This is a genomic window from Variovorax sp. GW822-FHT04E09 (genome assembly GCF_058800845.1).
Window position 1 is genome coordinate 691,761 of record NZ_JBXAMR010000003.1, and the last position, 14,797, is coordinate 706,557.

Annotated in this window: 14 protein-coding genes; 8 read left to right on the forward strand and 6 right to left on the reverse strand. The window is 70.6% G+C overall.

Annotated features, from left to right (window positions below):
• The first annotated feature begins 53 nt into the window (after positions 1-53).
• The 3 genes from AC1RL8_RS15475 to AC1RL8_RS15485 all read left to right on the forward strand — a co-directional run bounded on the left by AC1RL8_RS15475 (position 54) and on the right by AC1RL8_RS15485 (position 3,892).
• On the forward strand, positions 54-710 hold the full coding sequence (locus AC1RL8_RS15475; RefSeq protein ID WP_492684716.1) for a nuclease-related domain-containing protein: 657 nt from the start codon (positions 54-56) through the stop codon (positions 708-710).
• A gap of 75 nt (positions 711-785) precedes the next feature.
• Positions 786-3,191 carry an outer membrane protein assembly factor BamA gene (bamA, locus tag AC1RL8_RS15480; protein WP_492684717.1) on the forward strand — a complete coding sequence of 802 codons (2,406 nt, stop codon included), beginning with the start codon at positions 786-788 and terminating at the stop codon, positions 3,189-3,191.
• Positions 3,192-3,208: 17 nt separating this feature from the next.
• The gene (locus AC1RL8_RS15485) at positions 3,209-3,892 is read left to right on the forward strand and encodes a response regulator (protein WP_492684718.1); all 684 of its coding nucleotides are present in this window, start codon (positions 3,209-3,211) and stop codon (positions 3,890-3,892) included.
• Here AC1RL8_RS15485 and AC1RL8_RS15490 read toward each other — a convergent pair.
• From AC1RL8_RS15490 to AC1RL8_RS15500, 3 genes are read right to left on the reverse strand one after another with little or no spacing between them, the layout of a single operon-like run.
• The gene (locus AC1RL8_RS15490) at positions 3,867-4,154 is read right to left on the reverse strand and encodes a hypothetical protein (RefSeq protein WP_492684719.1); all 288 of its coding nucleotides are present in this window, start codon (positions 4,152-4,154) and stop codon (positions 3,867-3,869) included. The genes AC1RL8_RS15485 and AC1RL8_RS15490 overlap by 26 nt on opposite strands.
• A 12-nt stretch (positions 4,155-4,166) precedes the next feature.
• Positions 4,167-4,967, reverse strand: a complete 801-nt coding sequence (locus tag AC1RL8_RS15495; RefSeq protein ID WP_492684720.1) for a dioxygenase family protein — start codon at positions 4,965-4,967, stop codon at positions 4,167-4,169.
• Complete coding sequence (locus tag AC1RL8_RS15500) at positions 4,957-5,220, reverse strand: hypothetical protein (protein ID WP_492684721.1); 264 nt, start codon at positions 5,218-5,220, stop codon at positions 4,957-4,959. The genes AC1RL8_RS15495 and AC1RL8_RS15500 overlap by 11 nt, the downstream gene beginning before the upstream one ends.
• Before the next feature lie 178 nt (positions 5,221-5,398).
• Here AC1RL8_RS15500 and AC1RL8_RS15505 point away from each other — a divergent pair, with 178 nt between their 5' ends.
• Both AC1RL8_RS15505 and AC1RL8_RS15510 read left to right on the forward strand, forming a co-directional pair.
• The gene (locus AC1RL8_RS15505) at positions 5,399-6,988 is read left to right on the forward strand and encodes an ATP-binding protein (RefSeq protein ID WP_492684722.1); all 1,590 of its coding nucleotides are present in this window, start codon (positions 5,399-5,401) and stop codon (positions 6,986-6,988) included.
• Positions 6,985-7,683, forward strand: a complete 699-nt coding sequence (locus AC1RL8_RS15510) for a response regulator (protein WP_095948738.1) — start codon at positions 6,985-6,987, stop codon at positions 7,681-7,683. Before AC1RL8_RS15505 ends, AC1RL8_RS15510 begins: the two co-directional genes overlap by 4 nt.
• A gap of 9 nt (positions 7,684-7,692) precedes the next feature.
• Here the strand turns inward: AC1RL8_RS15510 and AC1RL8_RS15515 are convergent, their stop codons facing one another.
• The gene (locus tag AC1RL8_RS15515; RefSeq protein WP_159273091.1) at positions 7,693-8,523 is read right to left on the reverse strand and encodes an AraC family transcriptional regulator; all 831 of its coding nucleotides are present in this window, start codon (positions 8,521-8,523) and stop codon (positions 7,693-7,695) included.
• Positions 8,524-8,625: 102 nt separating this feature from the next.
• Between AC1RL8_RS15515 and AC1RL8_RS15520 the strand changes: the two genes are divergently transcribed.
• Both AC1RL8_RS15520 and AC1RL8_RS15525 read left to right on the forward strand, forming a co-directional pair.
• Positions 8,626-9,612: a Bug family tripartite tricarboxylate transporter substrate binding protein gene (locus tag AC1RL8_RS15520; RefSeq protein ID WP_369629904.1), complete on the forward strand. Its 987-nt coding sequence runs from the start codon at positions 8,626-8,628 to the stop codon at positions 9,610-9,612.
• 2 nt (positions 9,613-9,614) lie between these two features.
• Complete coding sequence (locus AC1RL8_RS15525; RefSeq protein ID WP_492684723.1) at positions 9,615-10,940, forward strand: PhzF family phenazine biosynthesis isomerase; 1,326 nt, start codon at positions 9,615-9,617, stop codon at positions 10,938-10,940.
• Here AC1RL8_RS15525 and AC1RL8_RS15530 read toward each other — a convergent pair.
• Both AC1RL8_RS15530 and AC1RL8_RS15535 read right to left on the reverse strand, forming a co-directional pair.
• A complete protein-coding gene (locus AC1RL8_RS15530) occupies positions 10,937-11,674 on the reverse strand; it encodes a TetR family transcriptional regulator C-terminal domain-containing protein (protein WP_492684724.1) in 738 nt (245 codons plus the stop codon). The genes AC1RL8_RS15525 and AC1RL8_RS15530 overlap by 4 nt on opposite strands.
• Entirely contained in the window at positions 11,671-13,122 is a 1,452-nt protein-coding gene (locus AC1RL8_RS15535) for an aminotransferase-like domain-containing protein (protein WP_492684725.1), read from the reverse strand. The genes AC1RL8_RS15530 and AC1RL8_RS15535 overlap by 4 nt, the downstream gene beginning before the upstream one ends.
• A gap of 253 nt (positions 13,123-13,375) precedes the next feature.
• On the opposite strand from AC1RL8_RS15535, the gene AC1RL8_RS15540 reads away from it, so the two are divergent.
• Positions 13,376-14,746: an NAD(P)-dependent oxidoreductase gene (locus AC1RL8_RS15540; protein ID WP_492684726.1), complete on the forward strand. Its 1,371-nt coding sequence runs from the start codon at positions 13,376-13,378 to the stop codon at positions 14,744-14,746.
• Positions 14,747-14,797: the final 51 nt, after the last annotated feature.

A 14,797-nucleotide genomic window follows, 5' to 3' on the forward strand; every position in this document is an offset into this window, starting at 1 on the left:
ACCAGAAGTCTCCTAAAAGCCCAGCAATGCTCGGGGCTCCGAAGGAGTTCGACATGACCATTGTTCTGCAGCAAAGCGCGGTCGCCGCGTCGCTCGGGGTGCAGCAACTTGCCACCGCGTTCAGTCCGGCGTTTTCGCATCTGCGCATTCTTCGCAACCTCATCATCCCGATGCCCTCCGGTTGCGCGGTGCCCACGGCGCGCATCGATGCGGTGATCGTGTGCGAGACGGGGGTGTACCTGTTCGAGATCAAGGCCTGGCGCAATGCGTTCGTCTATCGCAAGAAATCCGACGAGGCGCCGCCGCGCTGGTTTCTGCGGTTGCATGGCTGCACGCGGGCGCGTGAAGTGAAAGACCCGGCCTGGCAAGGCGGGCGCAAGACGACGCAGTTGCGCAGCCTGCTGCCGGACGACCTGCGGCTGCAGTACTTCGTGCTGCTGCCGTGCGAAGGCGTGGAGCTGGAGGGCGCGATGCCTGCGGCCGTGATCACGCAGCAGGACCTGCCGTACATCGCGCGCCTGGTGCGCAACAACGGGCGCACGGCGCGCACGTACCCGCTGCTGGACGCGCAGGCGGTCGATCGCACGGTGCAGCGGCTGCTGGAGATCCAGGGCGACCTGTCGCTGGAAACGCATGCGCAGAACTGCCGCGAACGGATGGAACGGCCTGCGGTGGCGTGGCCGGCGGTGAACGCGATGGGGTTGCAGTAACGACTGCTCACCAACCGGCCCTGCACGCGGGAGGGCGTCCCACATTCCTCCGACATTGGTGAAGACCATGCGGTGATGATGATTTCTCCCAAGTCCCTCGCGGCCCTTGCCGCGCTGTGCCTCGCGATGGTGGCCTGCCCGGCACAGGCCGCTGACCCGTTCACCGTGCAGGACATTCGCCTCGAAGGCCTGCAGCGCGTCGAAGCGGGCACGGTGTTCGCGACCCTCGGCCTGAAGGCCGGCGACATGTACAGCGACGACCGCGGCAGCGCAGCCATTCGTGCGCTGTTCGACCTGGGGCTCTTCAAGGACGTGCGCATCGACGTGAACGGCCAGGTTCTCATCGTCATCGTCGAAGAGCGCTCCACCGTGGCCGATGTCGACTTCGCGGGCACCAAGGAGTTCGACAAGGCGGCACTGCAGAAGGCGCTGCGCGACATCGGGCTGGCCGAAGGCCGGCCGTACGACAAGGCGCTGGCCGACCGCGCGGAGCAGGAGCTCAAGCGCCAGTACATCGGTCGCAGCCTCTACAACGCACAGGTGGTCACCACCGTGACGCCGCTGGAGCGCAACCGCGTCAACCTCACGTTCAGCGTGACCGAGGGCGAGCCGGCGCGCATCACGCGGGTGCGCGTGGTCGGGCGACAGGCTTTCGACGAACGCACGCTGCTCGACCTGTTCGACCAGGACAACGGCGGCTGGCTGGCGTGGTACACGAAGTCGAACCAGTACGCGCGCGCCAAGTTCGACGCCGACCTGGAAACGCTGCGCGCGTTCTACCTGACGCGCGGGTACCTCGAGTTCCGCATCGAGTCGACGCAGGTCGCGATCTCGCCCGACCGGCAGACGCTGGAGCTCACGGTGAACATCAGCGAGGGCGAGAAGTTCGCGGTGGCCGGCGTGAAGCTGGCGGGCAACTACCTGAGGCGCGAGGACGAGTTCAAGTCGCTCGTCACCGTGCGCCCCGGCGCGCCCTACAACGGCGAGGACGTGGCGGCCACCACCAAGGCCTTCGCCGACCACTTCGGCACCTTCGGCTACGCCTTCGCGCGCGTGAGGGCCGAGCCCGAGATCGACCGTGCCCAACGCCGCGTCGTGATGGTGCTGAACGCCGAGCCCGGGCGGCGCGCCTACGTGCGGCGGTTGAACATCGGCGGCAATGCGCGCACGCGCGACGAGGTCATCCGGCGCGAGTTCCGCCAGTACGAAGGCGCCTGGTACGACGGCACGAAGATCAAGCTCTCGCGCGACCGCGTCGACCGCCTGGGTTTCTTCACCGACGTGAACGTCGAGACCGCCGAAGTGCCGGGCAGCAACGACCAGGTCGACCTGAACGTCACCGTGGCCGAGAAGCCCACGGGCTCGCTGCAACTCGGCGCGGGCTACTCGTCGACCGACAAGATTTCGCTGAGCTTCGGCATCACGCAGGAGAACGTGTTCGGCTCGGGCAATTACCTCGGGCTGCAGGTCAACACCAGTTCGTACAACCGCTCGGTGTCGCTCACGGCCACCGACCCGTACTTCACGAAGGACGGCATCTCGCGCACCTTCAACCTGTTCCACACCACCACGCGGCCCTACTACGAGGCCGACGGCAACTACAAGCTCGCGAGCGACGGCGGCTCGGTGCGCTTCGGGCTGCCGGTGAACGAGCTGGACACGGTGTACCTGGGCATCGGCGTGGAGCGCTACTCGTTCACGCCAGGCACCAACGGCTCGTACACGCTGGTCAACGGCTCGTACGTCTACACGGCCACGCCGCAGGCCTACCTCGACTACTTCCAGTGCACCGGCACCGCGCCGAGCGTGGTGTGCGCGGGCAGGAACGTGGTGGGCATCCCGGCCACTGTGGGCTGGTCGCGCGACGACCGCGACAGCGCGCTGGTGCCCACGCGCGGGCGCCTGCAAAGCGCCAACCTCGAGCTGGGCGTGGGCAGCGAGTTGCGCTACCTGAAGACGAACTACCAGTACCAGCAGTACGTGCCACTGTCCAAGCAGTACACGCTGGCCTTCAACGGCCAGCTCGGCTATGCGAAAGCGCTGGGCGGCAGCAGCTTCCCGATCTTCAAGAACTTCTACGCGGGCGGGCTGGGCTCGATCCGCGGCTTCGAGCAGAACTCGCTGGGCCCGACCGACGCGGTCACCGGCGGTTCGCTGGGCGGCACGCGCAAGGCGATCTTCAACATGGAGCTGACCACGCCCTTCCCCGGCGCGGGCAACGACAAGTCGCTGCGGCTTTACACCTTCTTCGATGCGGGCAACGTGTTCGCCGAACGCACGGCCAGCATGACCGACGCGCAATGGAAGGCGCAGAACCGCCTGCGCGCCTCGGCCGGCCTGGGCATCAGCTGGATCTCGCCGCTGGGCCCGCTGCGCCTGGCGTATGCGGTGCCGATCGTCTACCAGAAGGAGGACACGGCCAACGGCATCGCAGCCGACCGCACGCAGCGCTTCCAGTTCCAGATCGGCACGTCCTTCTGAACCGGCCCGCACGCCCCATGAGCCGCATCCTGCTGGTGGAAGACGGACGCGAGATCGCGTCGCTGCTGCTGGGCCCGCTGCAGCGCGCGGGCCACGAGGTGGAGCAACTCGGCGACGGCGCCGCCGCGCTCGATCGCATCCTGCACGCGCCGCCGGCGCTCACGCTGCTCGACGTGGTGCTGCCGCGCATCGACGGGCTGCAGGTGATCGCGCAGGTGCGCGCGCGCAGCGACCACCCGATCATCGTGCTGACGGCGCGCGCGCACGAGGCCGACCGGCTGCGCGGCTTCGACCTGGGCGCCGACGACTATGTCTGCAAGCCCTTCTCGCCGCGCGAGGTGGTGGCGCGCGTGCACACGGTGCTGCGCCGGCGTGCGCCGCTCGACCTGAGCGTGGGCATGGCCTCGCCGGCCGTGGCCTTCGACAGCGCGCTGGGCCATGCCTGGCTGGAGGGCCGGGCCCTGGCGCTCACGCGCCGCGAGCTGCTGTTGCTGCGCGCGCTGTCGCGCGAACCGGGCCGCGTGTTCACGCGCGCCAGGCTGCTCGAAGCGGCGTTCCCCGAGGCGCTGGACGTGAACGAGCGCGCGGTCGACGGGCACATCAAGAACCTGCGACGCAAGCTCGCGGCCGTGTCGCCCTCGCACGGCTGGATCCGCTCGGTCTACGGCGTGGGGTTCAGCTTCGCGCAGCGACCGGGCTGAGGGCGGGCCTGGCCTTGCATGCGCCGTGGCCGCGCGGCCCGCGGCCTTCGCTGCCCCTTTGCATGATCGGCGCCAGCGTCGCCAGGCGCGAGTTGCGCACCTCGGCCTGCCGGGCCTCCGCGCAGGCGCCGCGAGCCGCGACGCCGATGCCCAGCGCCAGGCTGCACAAGGCCAGGCCGCCCGCGCAGGTGTGGGCCAGCGCGCGCACCGCGGCGCGCGGCGTCATCCGCCAATCGGCAGGCGCGGCGGGCGGGAGCGGCATGCGCAACACCGCTCAGCCTTCCGTGCGCGGCGGCACCAGCGCGCGGATGCGGGCAAGGCCCTCGGGCGTGCGCGGCCGCATCGGCCGCACGCCGCCCACTGGTGCCGGCCCTGTGTGGGGCTGCGGCGGGCGCTCGGTCACCGGGCGCGCGGCGGGGTCGACCACCAGCGTGAGCAGCGCGACATAGCGCCGGCCTTCCTCGCGCACCGAGCCCAGCACCGTGTCGCCGGCCCGCAACGCGATGCCGTCGGCGCTGTTGAGCGTGTCGCGCAGCCGCGCGCGCTGGTAGCTGGAGACCTGCGTGTAGAGGAACTCGCTGAGCGCATCGGGCAGGAAGAACTGCGTCGTGAGCACGGCGCGCTCGCGGTGGTGCACCTTGACGTGGATGTGCGTGGTGCGCCCCGCATACCAGCCCGGGTAGAGCGTGGCGAACGTGGCCTGCCCGTCGAGGTCGGTGCGCTGGCTGCCGCGCAGGAAGGCCTGGCCCTCGAAGCCGCGCGTGCGGTCGTCGCCCTGCCCGCCGAAGCCCGAGTAGTTGCCCTGCGCGTCGCAGTGCCACAGGTCGGTGCGCAGGCCGCGCAGCGGGCGCCCGGCGGCATCGAGCACGCGCAGGCGCACATCGAGCGGCACGCCCTCGCGGCCGTCGGTCAGGTCGGTGCGGAAGTTCGCGAGGTCCAGGTAGTACGGGCCCTCGGTGGTCTGGGCGGTCAGCGGGAGCTTCTGCGCCGCGGCGGCCACGGGTGCAGACGCGGCCAGGCCCGCCGCACCGATCGCGGCCAGCAAGCCCCGGCGCCCGATCGCTTCACCGGCCATGAGCAGCCTCCTGCTTTCTGGCAGGCGCTTGCGCGCCCGAGGCCCGCGCCTCGGCCCAGACCACGAGCAGCGTCCACACATGCGCGACGCCCCAGAACAGCGCCGCCAGCAGGAACAGCAGCAGGTCGATGTCGGTGTCGCCCGGGGGCGTGGACGGCGGCGCCGCGTGCCCCGGCGGGCCCCAGGCGAGCGCGGCGGCGGCCAGTGCGCGGAAGGCGGAGGTGGAAGGAGCGCGATGCGTGTCCGGTGTCATGCCGGGCATCGTGCGATCCGAATCGGGAGAAATGTGGGAGAGAGGTGAGAGAGGGGTGGGAAGGACGCGTCTCCCAGATTCCTCCCCAATCGGACGCCATGATCGGCGGCTTGCCCATGCCATCCCCGCCCCCGAAACGCATGCCGCAGAATGCGGCCATGCCTCCGCCGCCGAGCCCATGCCGCGCCTGACCCTCTCCCGCAAGATCTTCCTGGCCCTGGCCGCCCTGCTGATCGTGCTGCTGCTGAGCTTCGTGGGCTTCTCGATCGTCGCGCTGCAGCGCGGCCTGGGCGCCTACGTGGCCGAGATCGAGATCCGCCGCATGGACTGGCTCTCGCAGCTCCTGCTGAAGCACTACACCGCCAACGGCGACTGGAAGAAACTGCGCGACAACGACGACGCCTGGCACCGCCTGCAACTGGGCCAGTCGGCCATGGTGATCGACGGCGCCGCCACGCCCGACGACCGGCGGCTGCCGCCCTGGTACGAGCGCCGCGCGCCCGGCACGCCCGGTGACGGCACGCCGCAGGCGGAGTCGTCCAGCGGCATCTCGCCCGCCGCCTCGCCCCCACCCACCCCGCCGCAGCTCGACCTGCTGCCCCGGCGCTTCCTGATGCCGCCCCCGGGCTTCTTCCCCGGCCTGGCCGGCCCGCCCGACTCGATCTTCCGCCGCCTCGCCGTGCTCGATGCCCACGGCGCGCTCGTGGTCGGCGCGACCATCGACCCGGAGAACGCCGCGCGCCGGCCGATCCGCCACGGGCGCACCGTCGTCGGCTACCTCGCGCTCGCGCCGATGCAGGGCCTGGAGAGCGAGGCCGACCGCGCCTTTCTCGCCCGGCAGTCCGGCGTGATCGCGCTCACCGGGCTGTGCGGCCTGGCCTTTGCGCTCGTGCTGTCGTGGCTGCTGGCGCGCCGCTGGTTCCAGCCGATCGACGCGCTCACGCAGGCCGCACAGGACGTGGCGCGTGGGCGGCTCTCGACGCGCGTCGCGGTCCACGGCTCGGACGAGCTCGCGCTGCTGGGCAAGACCTTCAACGACATGGCGCAGCGCCTGGACACGGCCGAGGCCTCGCGCCGCGCCTGGCTGGCCGATGCGGCGCACGAGCTGCGCACGCCGCTGGCCGCCATGCGCGCGGAGATCGAGGCGCTGCAGGACGGCGTGCGCAGCTTCGACGAACGCACCGCGCTGCGCATGCACCGGCAGGTGATCCGCCTCGGCCAGCTGGTCGACGACCTGCGCAGCAGCATGCGCGAGCCCCAGAGCGACCTGCTGAAGGCGCCGGTGTACCCGCTGTCGCTGCTGAAGGAGGCGCTCGACCACACGCGCGACCGCTTCGCGCAGCGCGGCATCGCGCTCGACCGCGACGCCCTCGACCGCATCGCCGCCTCGGCCCAGCCGGTGATCGACGGCGACGCGCACCGGCTGCACCAGGTCTTCATGAACCTGCTGGAGAACACGCTGGCCTACACCGACGCCGGCGGCCAGCTGCGCATCGGCGTGAGCGTCGAAGGCGCATGGACCGGCAATTGCCTCACGCTGGTGTTCGACGACAGCGCACCGGGCGTGCCCGAGGAAGAGATTCCGCGCCTCTTCGACCGCCTGTTCCGCGGCGAGACCTCGCGCAGCCGCGCGCTGGGCGGCTCGGGCCTGGGCCTGTCGATCTGCCGCGCGACCCTCGAGGCGCACGGCGGCAGCATCGAGGCGGCGCCCTCGCCGCTGGGCGGGCTGCGCATGACAATCACCCTTCCGCTGGCGGCTTCCGCATGACGCGCATCGTGATCGTCGAGGACGAACTCGACATCGCCTCCGTGGTGCAGGACTACCTGCGCCACGCCGGCTACGACACCGAACATTTCGCCGACGGGCAGAGCGCACTCGAACGCATCGTCGCCGCGCCGCCCGACCTCACGCTGCTCGACATCATGCTGCCGCGCCTGGACGGCATCGAGGTGCTGCGCCGCGCGCGCGAGCACACGGCGCACCCGATCATCATGCTCACCGCGCGCATCGAGGAGGTCGACCGCCTGCTCGGTCTGGAGCTGGGCGCCGACGACTACGTGTGCAAGCCCTTCTCGCCGCGCGAGCTGGTGGCGCGCGTGCGCGCCGTGCTGCGCCGCACCGCGCCGGCGCCGGCCGTGGCCGCGCAGGGCGCGCCTGGCGATGCCCCGGGGCTCGTGCTCGACGACGTGCACTGGCGCGCCTCGCTCGACGGCACGCCGCTGAACCTCACGCGCCGCGAGTTCGGGCTGTTGCAGGTGCTGTCGCGGCACCCGGGCCGCATCTTCTCGCGCGCCCGGCTGCTGGAGCTGGCCTACGACGACACGGTGGACGTGACCGAGCGCGCCATCGACAGCCACGTGAAGAACCTGCGCCGCAAGCTCGGCGCGGTGACGCCCGCGCACGACTGGATTCGGTCGGTGTATGGCGTGGGCTTCGCGTGGGAAGCGCCGCCGCCGGCCTGAGCGGCCGGGCTAGTTTTGTCGAGGGGCTGCCGCGCGAATTTGCGTCGCCGTCTTCGCCCAGGTCTTCTCCAGCATCCGGGAAAGATAGGACGCCGACTCCCAGCCGACCTGCAGCGCGATGGACAGCACCGAGTCCCGCGTGGTCTGCAACAGGTACACGGCCCGTTCGATGCGCTGGCGCTGCAGGAACTCCAGCGGCGAGATGCCGTGCTTCGCGCGAAAGATCCGCTCCACCTGCCGGCGCGACAGCCGGTGCTGCTGGGCGAAGGCATCGAGCGACAGGGGTTGCGCCAGATCTCGCAGCATCGTTTCGGCCAGCAGCTCGGCCACCCACAGCGCCGGCGAGGCGTCGCCCTCCGACAACGGGTTGGCGCTCAGGCGCGCGGCCTCCATCACGAGCGCGCCGCACAGCACGTAGTTCTCGCTGTCGCCCGCGCGGGTCGATTCGAACATCCGCTGCGACAGGGCGCCCAGCGCGGTGCTGCCCGCGCGCATGCCTTGCGGGGGCCGCACGACGCCCTGCGCCTGCAAGGCCGTGGCCCACAGCGCCGGATCGACGTAGACCGCGACATGGCTCTGGCCGGCGGTGAGCGTGGTCGTCGAATGCGCGCTGCCCGCCGCGAACCAGACGAAGTGGCCGGGCCCGAGGCGCTGCGCCTCGCCCTGCGCATCGCCCACGCTGAAGCGGCCTGCGATGGGCACGAACAGCATGTCGCAATCGTGCACATGCGCGTCGGTGGCGTAGTGGTCGCGGGTGTTGGCGACCATCGTCGCCTGGTGAGACAGCCGTTCGACGAACAGCGATTGGCGGGGCGGCGGGTGGCTGGAAGTCAGTGGCATGGCCATTCCTTGTCGCATTCGAAGCCGCGCATGTCGCAATCGGGCGCACGCGTTGGCGCGCGCTCCACAGAATCGGAAGGACCACTCCTGCAAGAAGACCCCATGACTACTCAACCTCTGCGCCGCGCGCTCCTGGGCCTGGCCGCCGCCGGTGCCCTGTACGGGCCGACCGCCTCGTGGCCGGCCTCCGATCCGGCCTACCCGGTGAAGCCGATCACCATCATCGTACCCTTCCCCGCCGGCGGCGGAACGGACGTGATCTTCCGTTCGGTGCAGCTGCGGCTGCAGGCTGCGCTCGGTGTGTCGGTCATCATCGACAACCGCTCGGGCGCGGGCGGCACTGTGGGCACCGGCTTCGGCGCGAAGGCGAACCCCGACGGCTACACGCTGGTGGCCAGCACCACGACCACCATCGCCTCGGCCGATGCGGTGTACCCCAAGCTCCCGTACGATCCGCTCAAGGACCTGGTGCCGATCGGCACCATCGGCACCACGCCTTTCGTGCTGGTGGTCACGCCCGCGCTGGCGGCGCGCACGGTGAAGGACTTCGTCGGCTACGCCAAGGCCAACCCGCAGGCGCTCAACTACGGCAGCATCGGCAACGGCAGCCTGAGCCACCTGGCGGGCGAACTCTTCAAGCAGCGCACCGGCATCGAGATGACGCATGTGCCCTACCGCGGTGCCGCACCCGCGCAGGCCGACCTGATGGCAGGCCAGATCCAGGCACTGTTCGACAACCCGCCCGCTCTGCTGGCGCAGGTGCGCGGCGGCCGCATGCGGGCGTTGGCCATCAGTGAACCGTCGGCGGGTTTTGCCGACCTGCCGACCTTCGAGGCGGCCGGCATCAAGGACTTCAAGCCGCAGCTCTGGTACGGCCTGATGGCACCGGCCGCCACGCCGCAGCCGGTGGTGCAGCGCCTGCGCGCCGCGCTCGACACCGCGATGAAAGACCCGGCACTGCGCGCCGACATGCTGGCCAAGGGCGTGACGCCGTGGAACGTGCGGCCCGAGGTGTTCGAGGAGCACATCCGCGGCGACATCAAGCTCTGGGGCGGCATTGCGCGCTCGGTCAACGCGAGGGCTGATTGACGATGGCTGCGATTTTTTCTGCGCCCGGTTGCCGGAACATCCGCGTGTTCGTCGGCCCCGACAAGGCCGCCGGCGGCAACCCCGCGCCGGTCTGGCTCGATGCCGACGCGCTCTCCACCGCACAGATGCAGGCGCACACCCGGCGCAGCGGCCATGAGTCCGTCTTCGTGCTGAAGCCGACCACACCGGCGCACCGGCTGCGCATGCGCTACTTCGTTCCCAAGCACGAGATGGAAATGTGCGGCCACGCCACGGTCGGCGCGCTGTGGCTGCTGCACCGGCGCGGCGAATGGGACGGCACGCCCGTCGCGATCGAAACGCTCAGCGGCACCGTCACGGGCCGGCGCGTCGATGGCACGGTGCAGATCAGCCAGCCGCGTGCCACGGTGGAAGAGGTGACGCAGCGGCAGCGGGTCGAAGACATCGCGCAGTGCCTGGGCATCGAGGTCGGGCAGATCGTGGGGCCGGTGCTCAACGCCGCCACCAGCCGGGTCAAGACGCTGGTTCGCCTGGCCGACACCGCGCAACTGCACGCCTTGCGCGTCGACTTCGCACGCGTCGAATCGCTGTGCGAACGTCTCGGGTCCACCGGGCTGTATCCCTATGCCATGTCACGGGACGAGACCGACACGGTCAGCGCACGGCAATTTCCCAAATCTTCCGGCTACCCGGAAGACGCCGCCACGGGCATCGCCGCCGCGGCGCTGGCCTGGGGCCTGCGCCACCTCGGGCTGGTCGGCCGCGAGGCGCTGTCGGTGACCGTGCGGCAGGGAGAAGCAATGGGTTCGCCCTCCGCGATCCACGTGGGATTGCCATGGGATGCGAACACGCAGGAAGGGTGCTGGGTCGGCGGCGAGGCCTGCGATGCGCAACCCGAAGATTTCTTGCTCGACCAGCTTTGCCCGCCGGAAGTGGCACGGGCCAAGCCATCGGGTACTTACGCCACATTCGCGAGGGCCGGCAGTCTGCTGCACACGAGCGGCGTGGTGGCGCGCGAGAACGGCCAGGTGATCACAGGCCGGCTCGAAGGCCCCGACGATGTGCCGCGCGGCCAGCGGGCCGCAGTGGCTGCTGTCGGCGCCCTGCTGCGCGCGGCACAGGACGAGCTCGGCAGCCTCTCGCGCGTCGTGCGCGTCGTGGCACTGAACGGCTACCTCCAGGCTTGCGGCGACTTCAAGGACCACGCCCAGGTGATGGACGCAGCCTCGGCGGCCCTGCAACAGATCTTCCCCGATGCCGCCCTTCCGGTTCGCACCACGGTGGGCGTCGCCTCGCTGCCTCGCGGCGGCGTGGTCGAGGTGTCGATGGTGCTCGAGACGCGCGACTAGGCCCGCTCCTTTCCGGCTTTTTCCACGGGAGGCAGCGCAGCGTGCCCGCTCGTCACCACCGCCGAGGTGGCGGGCCGCTTCAGCCCCAGCGCGCCTTCGAGCATCCGCAGGATGGTCTCGCGGGCCAGATCGAAATCCGCCGGCTCCAGCGCCTGCTTGCCGAGCAGCATCCGCATCTGCCAGGCGAAGTCGGCGTAGGTCTGCGTCATGGCCCACAGCGTGAACAGCAGGTGCGGCACGGGCAGCGGCGCCACGTCGTCATTCGCCATCCAGCGGTTCAGCACAGCGGCTTCGGCGCGGAAGGCGGGCACCAGCTTGGCCTCGATGTCGTCGGCGCACTGCGGCGCCTGCGAAATGATTTCCTGCGCGAACAGCCGCGAGCCCGAAGGGTGGTCGTACGAGAACTGCAGCTTCTGCGTGACGTAGCGCTCCAGCGCGGCATGCGGGTCGAGGTCGGCATCGGCCAGGCTGTTGAGGTTCGACAGCCACGAGTCGAGCACGTCGTTGAACACGCGGCTGTACAGCGCCTTCTTCGAGGGGAAGTAGTACAGCAGGCTCTGCTTGGAGATGCCCGCGTCGGCCGCGATGTCGTCGACCGACACGCCGCCGTAGCCGTGCAGCGCGAATCGCTCCTGCGCCACCGCGAGGATGGCGCTCTCGAGGTTCTGGCGGCGGGCCTGGCGCTTCACGGCGGGAGGACGCGCCGCAGTTCGCAGGGGTGGCGCAGCACTCATGGGTTCTTCATCCGCGCCAGGAAGCGCACCAGTCGCTCGTCGCCGCAGTGCGCGACGTTGAAGCGATACCAGGCAAAGGGCTGCGGCATGTCGCCGAAATCGGTCGCGGCCGCGAGCGGCAAGCCCTGCTTGCGCGCCTCCTGCAGCACCGCATCACCCGATGGACGAGGCTCACAGCCGGGCGGCCAGCCTGCGCAGAGAAAGGGACCGCCATCGGGCACGCACAGCGCCTGCAGGCCCGCGCCGGTCAACAGCGACAGCGTGCGCTCGCCGGCGATCTTCAGCGCGGTGTTGAGCTTCTGCAGGAAGCGCGGATAGCCGGCATCGGCCAGCACCTCGCAGGCGACGCGCTCCTCGAACTCGCTCGGGCCGAGCGTGGTGTGCAGGCAGCGCAAGGCCGCATCGTCGACCCAATGCTGCGGCAGCAGCACATGTGCAAGCCGCAGCTTGGCCGAGAGCGTGGTCGACACGCCACCGACCTGCGCCACGCGCTGCAGCCCGTCCATCGCGGCAAGGCTGGGCGCCTGCAACGGCGAGAGCCCGCGCCAGGTGTCGAGCTCGATCACGCGCAGGTCGTGCCGCTCGGCCGCCTGCAGCGCCTGGTGCGCGCCCTGCGGGCTCATGCACACGCCCAGCGGATTGGAAACTGCCGTCGACAGGAACAGCAGGCGCTGGCGGCTTGCCGCAGGCAACATCGCGGCATGGCTGTCGAGCGCGGCGATGTCGAGGCAGCCGCCGCGCCGTGGCACTTCGAGCATGCGACGGCCCAGCGTGCGGATCAGGCTGCGCAGCTGGCGCGGTGCGGGCGACTCGACCAGCACCGCGTCGCCGGGTTCGGTCCAGGCCTGCAGCAAACACATCGTGGCGCCCAGGCTGCCCGCTGCCGTCATGACCTGCTGCGGGCCCAGCGCGGGCAGCTCGGCGCGATGGCGCGCGGCGATCAGCTCGCGCAGGCGCGGCAGGCCGAAACCATGTCGCGTGCCGCTGTCCCATTCGGGGGCCGAGCGGGCCACGCGGCGCATGGCTTCGCGCACCAGGTCGTCGCCCCGGTATTCGGCGGGTGGCGGGCGGTCGTGGGCCGTGGCGGTGTCGGTCATGCGCGGCACCGCATCGGCGTCGTCGGGTGCCACGCGCGATGGCCGGTGCAGCACGTAGTAGCCGCTGCCCGGCCGCGAGGCCAGCACCGAGCGCGCGCGCAAGGCGCTGTACGACTCGGTGACGGTGAAGGTGCTGATGCCCAGCTTGCCGGCCAGCGCACGCACCGAAGGCATCTTGGTGCCGGGGGCGAGGCGCCCGTCGATGACGCGCAACTCGACGCCCACCACGAGGCGCTGCGCCAGCCCGAGGCCAGGCGCGGCTTCGTCCATGTCGCCCATCAGGCCCTGCATCCAACCGGCACCGGCGGGCGCCGGCTGGCGCAGCGCCGACGCGTTGCTTGAACTCTGCATCACCGGGTCTCCTTGAGAAACGCATGCGGCCTGTCTGGACAGGGTTTGCCCTGGGCAACTGTGCTGGGGAGTGCACCAAACAGCATGGTCGGCAGCGGCAAACACTTTCTCGTGCGCCGCGCCAACTGTGTATGGGCGGCACCCCTCGTTTGCTGAATCATCGCGACATTCGACCACTTGGTCAAACTTCATGAGGGCTCGATCTCTCATGTCGCACACGGTTACCCCACCACGACCTGGAGCTTGAAAGCCCATGAGCAGCACGATGAATCCCGTCGCGCCCAGCGCGCACATTGCCTCCGATGTGCGCGCCGGCCGTCTCGACCCCGCGCAGTACGCCAAGAACTTCTGCGACGCCCACCCGCCGCTGAACGTGGTGCAGGCCAACATCGAGGCCGAGCGCTGCTACTACTGCTTCGACGCGCCCTGCCAGACGGCCTGCCCCACGGGCATCGACATCCCGACCTTCATCCGCCGCATTGCCGACGGCAACCTGCGCGGCGCCGCGCGCACCATCCTCGAAGAGAACCCGCTGGGCGGCATGTGCGCCCGCGTGTGCCCGACCGAGGTGCTGTGCGAGCAGGCCTGCGTGCGCAACAGCAACGAGAGCAAGCCGGTCGAGATCGGCCTGCTGCAGCGCCACGCGACCGATGCCTTCTTCGACGCGCCCGGTGCACCGCTCTTCGTGCGCGCAGCCGACACCGGCAAGCGCATTGCCGTCGTCGGCGCGGGCCCGGCCGGCCTGGCCTGCGCGCATCGCCTGGCGGTGCTGGGCCACCAGGTGACGCTGTTCGACGCGCGCCCCAAGCTCGGCGGCCTCAACGAATACGGCCTGGCCAGCTACAAGACGGTGAACGACTTCGCGCAACGCGAGATCGAGTGGCTGCTGTCGGTCGGCGGCATCGAGGTGCGCAACAACCAGGCACTGGGCCGCGAGTTGCACCTGGATGCGCTCGCCGCCGGCTACGACGCGGTGTTCCTGGGCCTGGGCCTGGCGGGCGTGAACACGCTGGGCCTGGGAGAGCAGACCGGTGTGCGCGACGCGGTGGACTTCATTGCCGAACTGCGCCAGGCCGCGTCGCCGGCCGACGTGGCCATCGGCCGCCATGTGGTGGTGATCGGCGGCGGCATGACGGCCGTGGATGCGGCCGTGCAGTCGCGCAAGCTCGGCGCGGAAGACGTGAGCATCGTCTACCGACGCGGCGCCGAAGCCATGGGCGCCTCGGTCGACGAACAGAGCTGGGCCAAGGAGAACGGCGTGCGCATCATCCACTGGGCCGCGCCCAAGGCCTTGCGCGCCAAGGGCGGCGTGCTGCGCGGCATCGACTTCGCGCGCACCGCGCTGGTCGACGGCAAGCTGGTCGAGACCGGCGAAGCGCTCGCACTGCAGGCCGACATGGTGCTGTGCGCCATCGGCCAGAGCTTTGTCGCGACCGCGCTGGAAGACAGCGGCGTGCAGCTGCAGGGCGGGCGCATCAGCACCGATGCGGAGTGCCGCAGCTCGCTCCCGAAGGTCTGGGCCGGCGGCGACGCGCGCTTCGGCGGGCGCGACCTCACGGTCGAGGCGGTGGAAGACGGCAAGCAGGCCGCGCTGTCCATCGACCGCCACCTGCGCGCCGCCTGACGCGACAGCGCCCTCCCTTCCCTTTACTCCATTCATCCGTGCGCGCCGCGG

Bases quoted from the DNA above. Each gene is read 5' to 3' on its own strand.
- AC1RL8_RS15515 (WP_159273091.1), bottom strand. From the start codon at position 8,523: ATGCCACTGACTTCCAGCCACCCGCCGCCCCGCCAATCGCTGTTCGTC.
- bamA (WP_492684717.1), top strand. From the start codon at position 786: ATGATGATTTCTCCCAAGTCCCTCGCGGCCCTTGCCGCGCTGTGCCTC.
- AC1RL8_RS15535 (WP_492684725.1), bottom strand. From the start codon at position 13,122: ATGCAGAGTTCAAGCAACGCGTCGGCGCTGCGCCAGCCGGCGCCCGCC.
- AC1RL8_RS15505 (WP_492684722.1), top strand. From the start codon at position 5,399: ATGCCGCGCCTGACCCTCTCCCGCAAGATCTTCCTGGCCCTGGCCGCC.
- AC1RL8_RS15490 (WP_492684719.1), bottom strand. From the start codon at position 4,154: ATGCCGCTCCCGCCCGCCGCGCCTGCCGATTGGCGGATGACGCCGCGC.
- AC1RL8_RS15510 (WP_095948738.1), top strand. From the start codon at position 6,985: ATGACGCGCATCGTGATCGTCGAGGACGAACTCGACATCGCCTCCGTG.
- AC1RL8_RS15520 (WP_369629904.1), top strand. From the start codon at position 8,626: ATGACTACTCAACCTCTGCGCCGCGCGCTCCTGGGCCTGGCCGCCGCC.
- AC1RL8_RS15495 (WP_492684720.1), bottom strand. From the start codon at position 4,967: ATGGCCGGTGAAGCGATCGGGCGCCGGGGCTTGCTGGCCGCGATCGGT.
- AC1RL8_RS15500 (WP_492684721.1), bottom strand. From the start codon at position 5,220: ATGACACCGGACACGCATCGCGCTCCTTCCACCTCCGCCTTCCGCGCA.
- AC1RL8_RS15525 (WP_492684723.1), top strand. From the start codon at position 9,615: ATGGCTGCGATTTTTTCTGCGCCCGGTTGCCGGAACATCCGCGTGTTC.
- AC1RL8_RS15475 (WP_492684716.1), top strand. From the start codon at position 54: ATGACCATTGTTCTGCAGCAAAGCGCGGTCGCCGCGTCGCTCGGGGTG.
- AC1RL8_RS15485 (WP_492684718.1), top strand. From the start codon at position 3,209: ATGAGCCGCATCCTGCTGGTGGAAGACGGACGCGAGATCGCGTCGCTG.
- AC1RL8_RS15530 (WP_492684724.1), bottom strand. From the start codon at position 11,674: ATGAGTGCTGCGCCACCCCTGCGAACTGCGGCGCGTCCTCCCGCCGTG.
- AC1RL8_RS15540 (WP_492684726.1), top strand. From the start codon at position 13,376: ATGAGCAGCACGATGAATCCCGTCGCGCCCAGCGCGCACATTGCCTCC.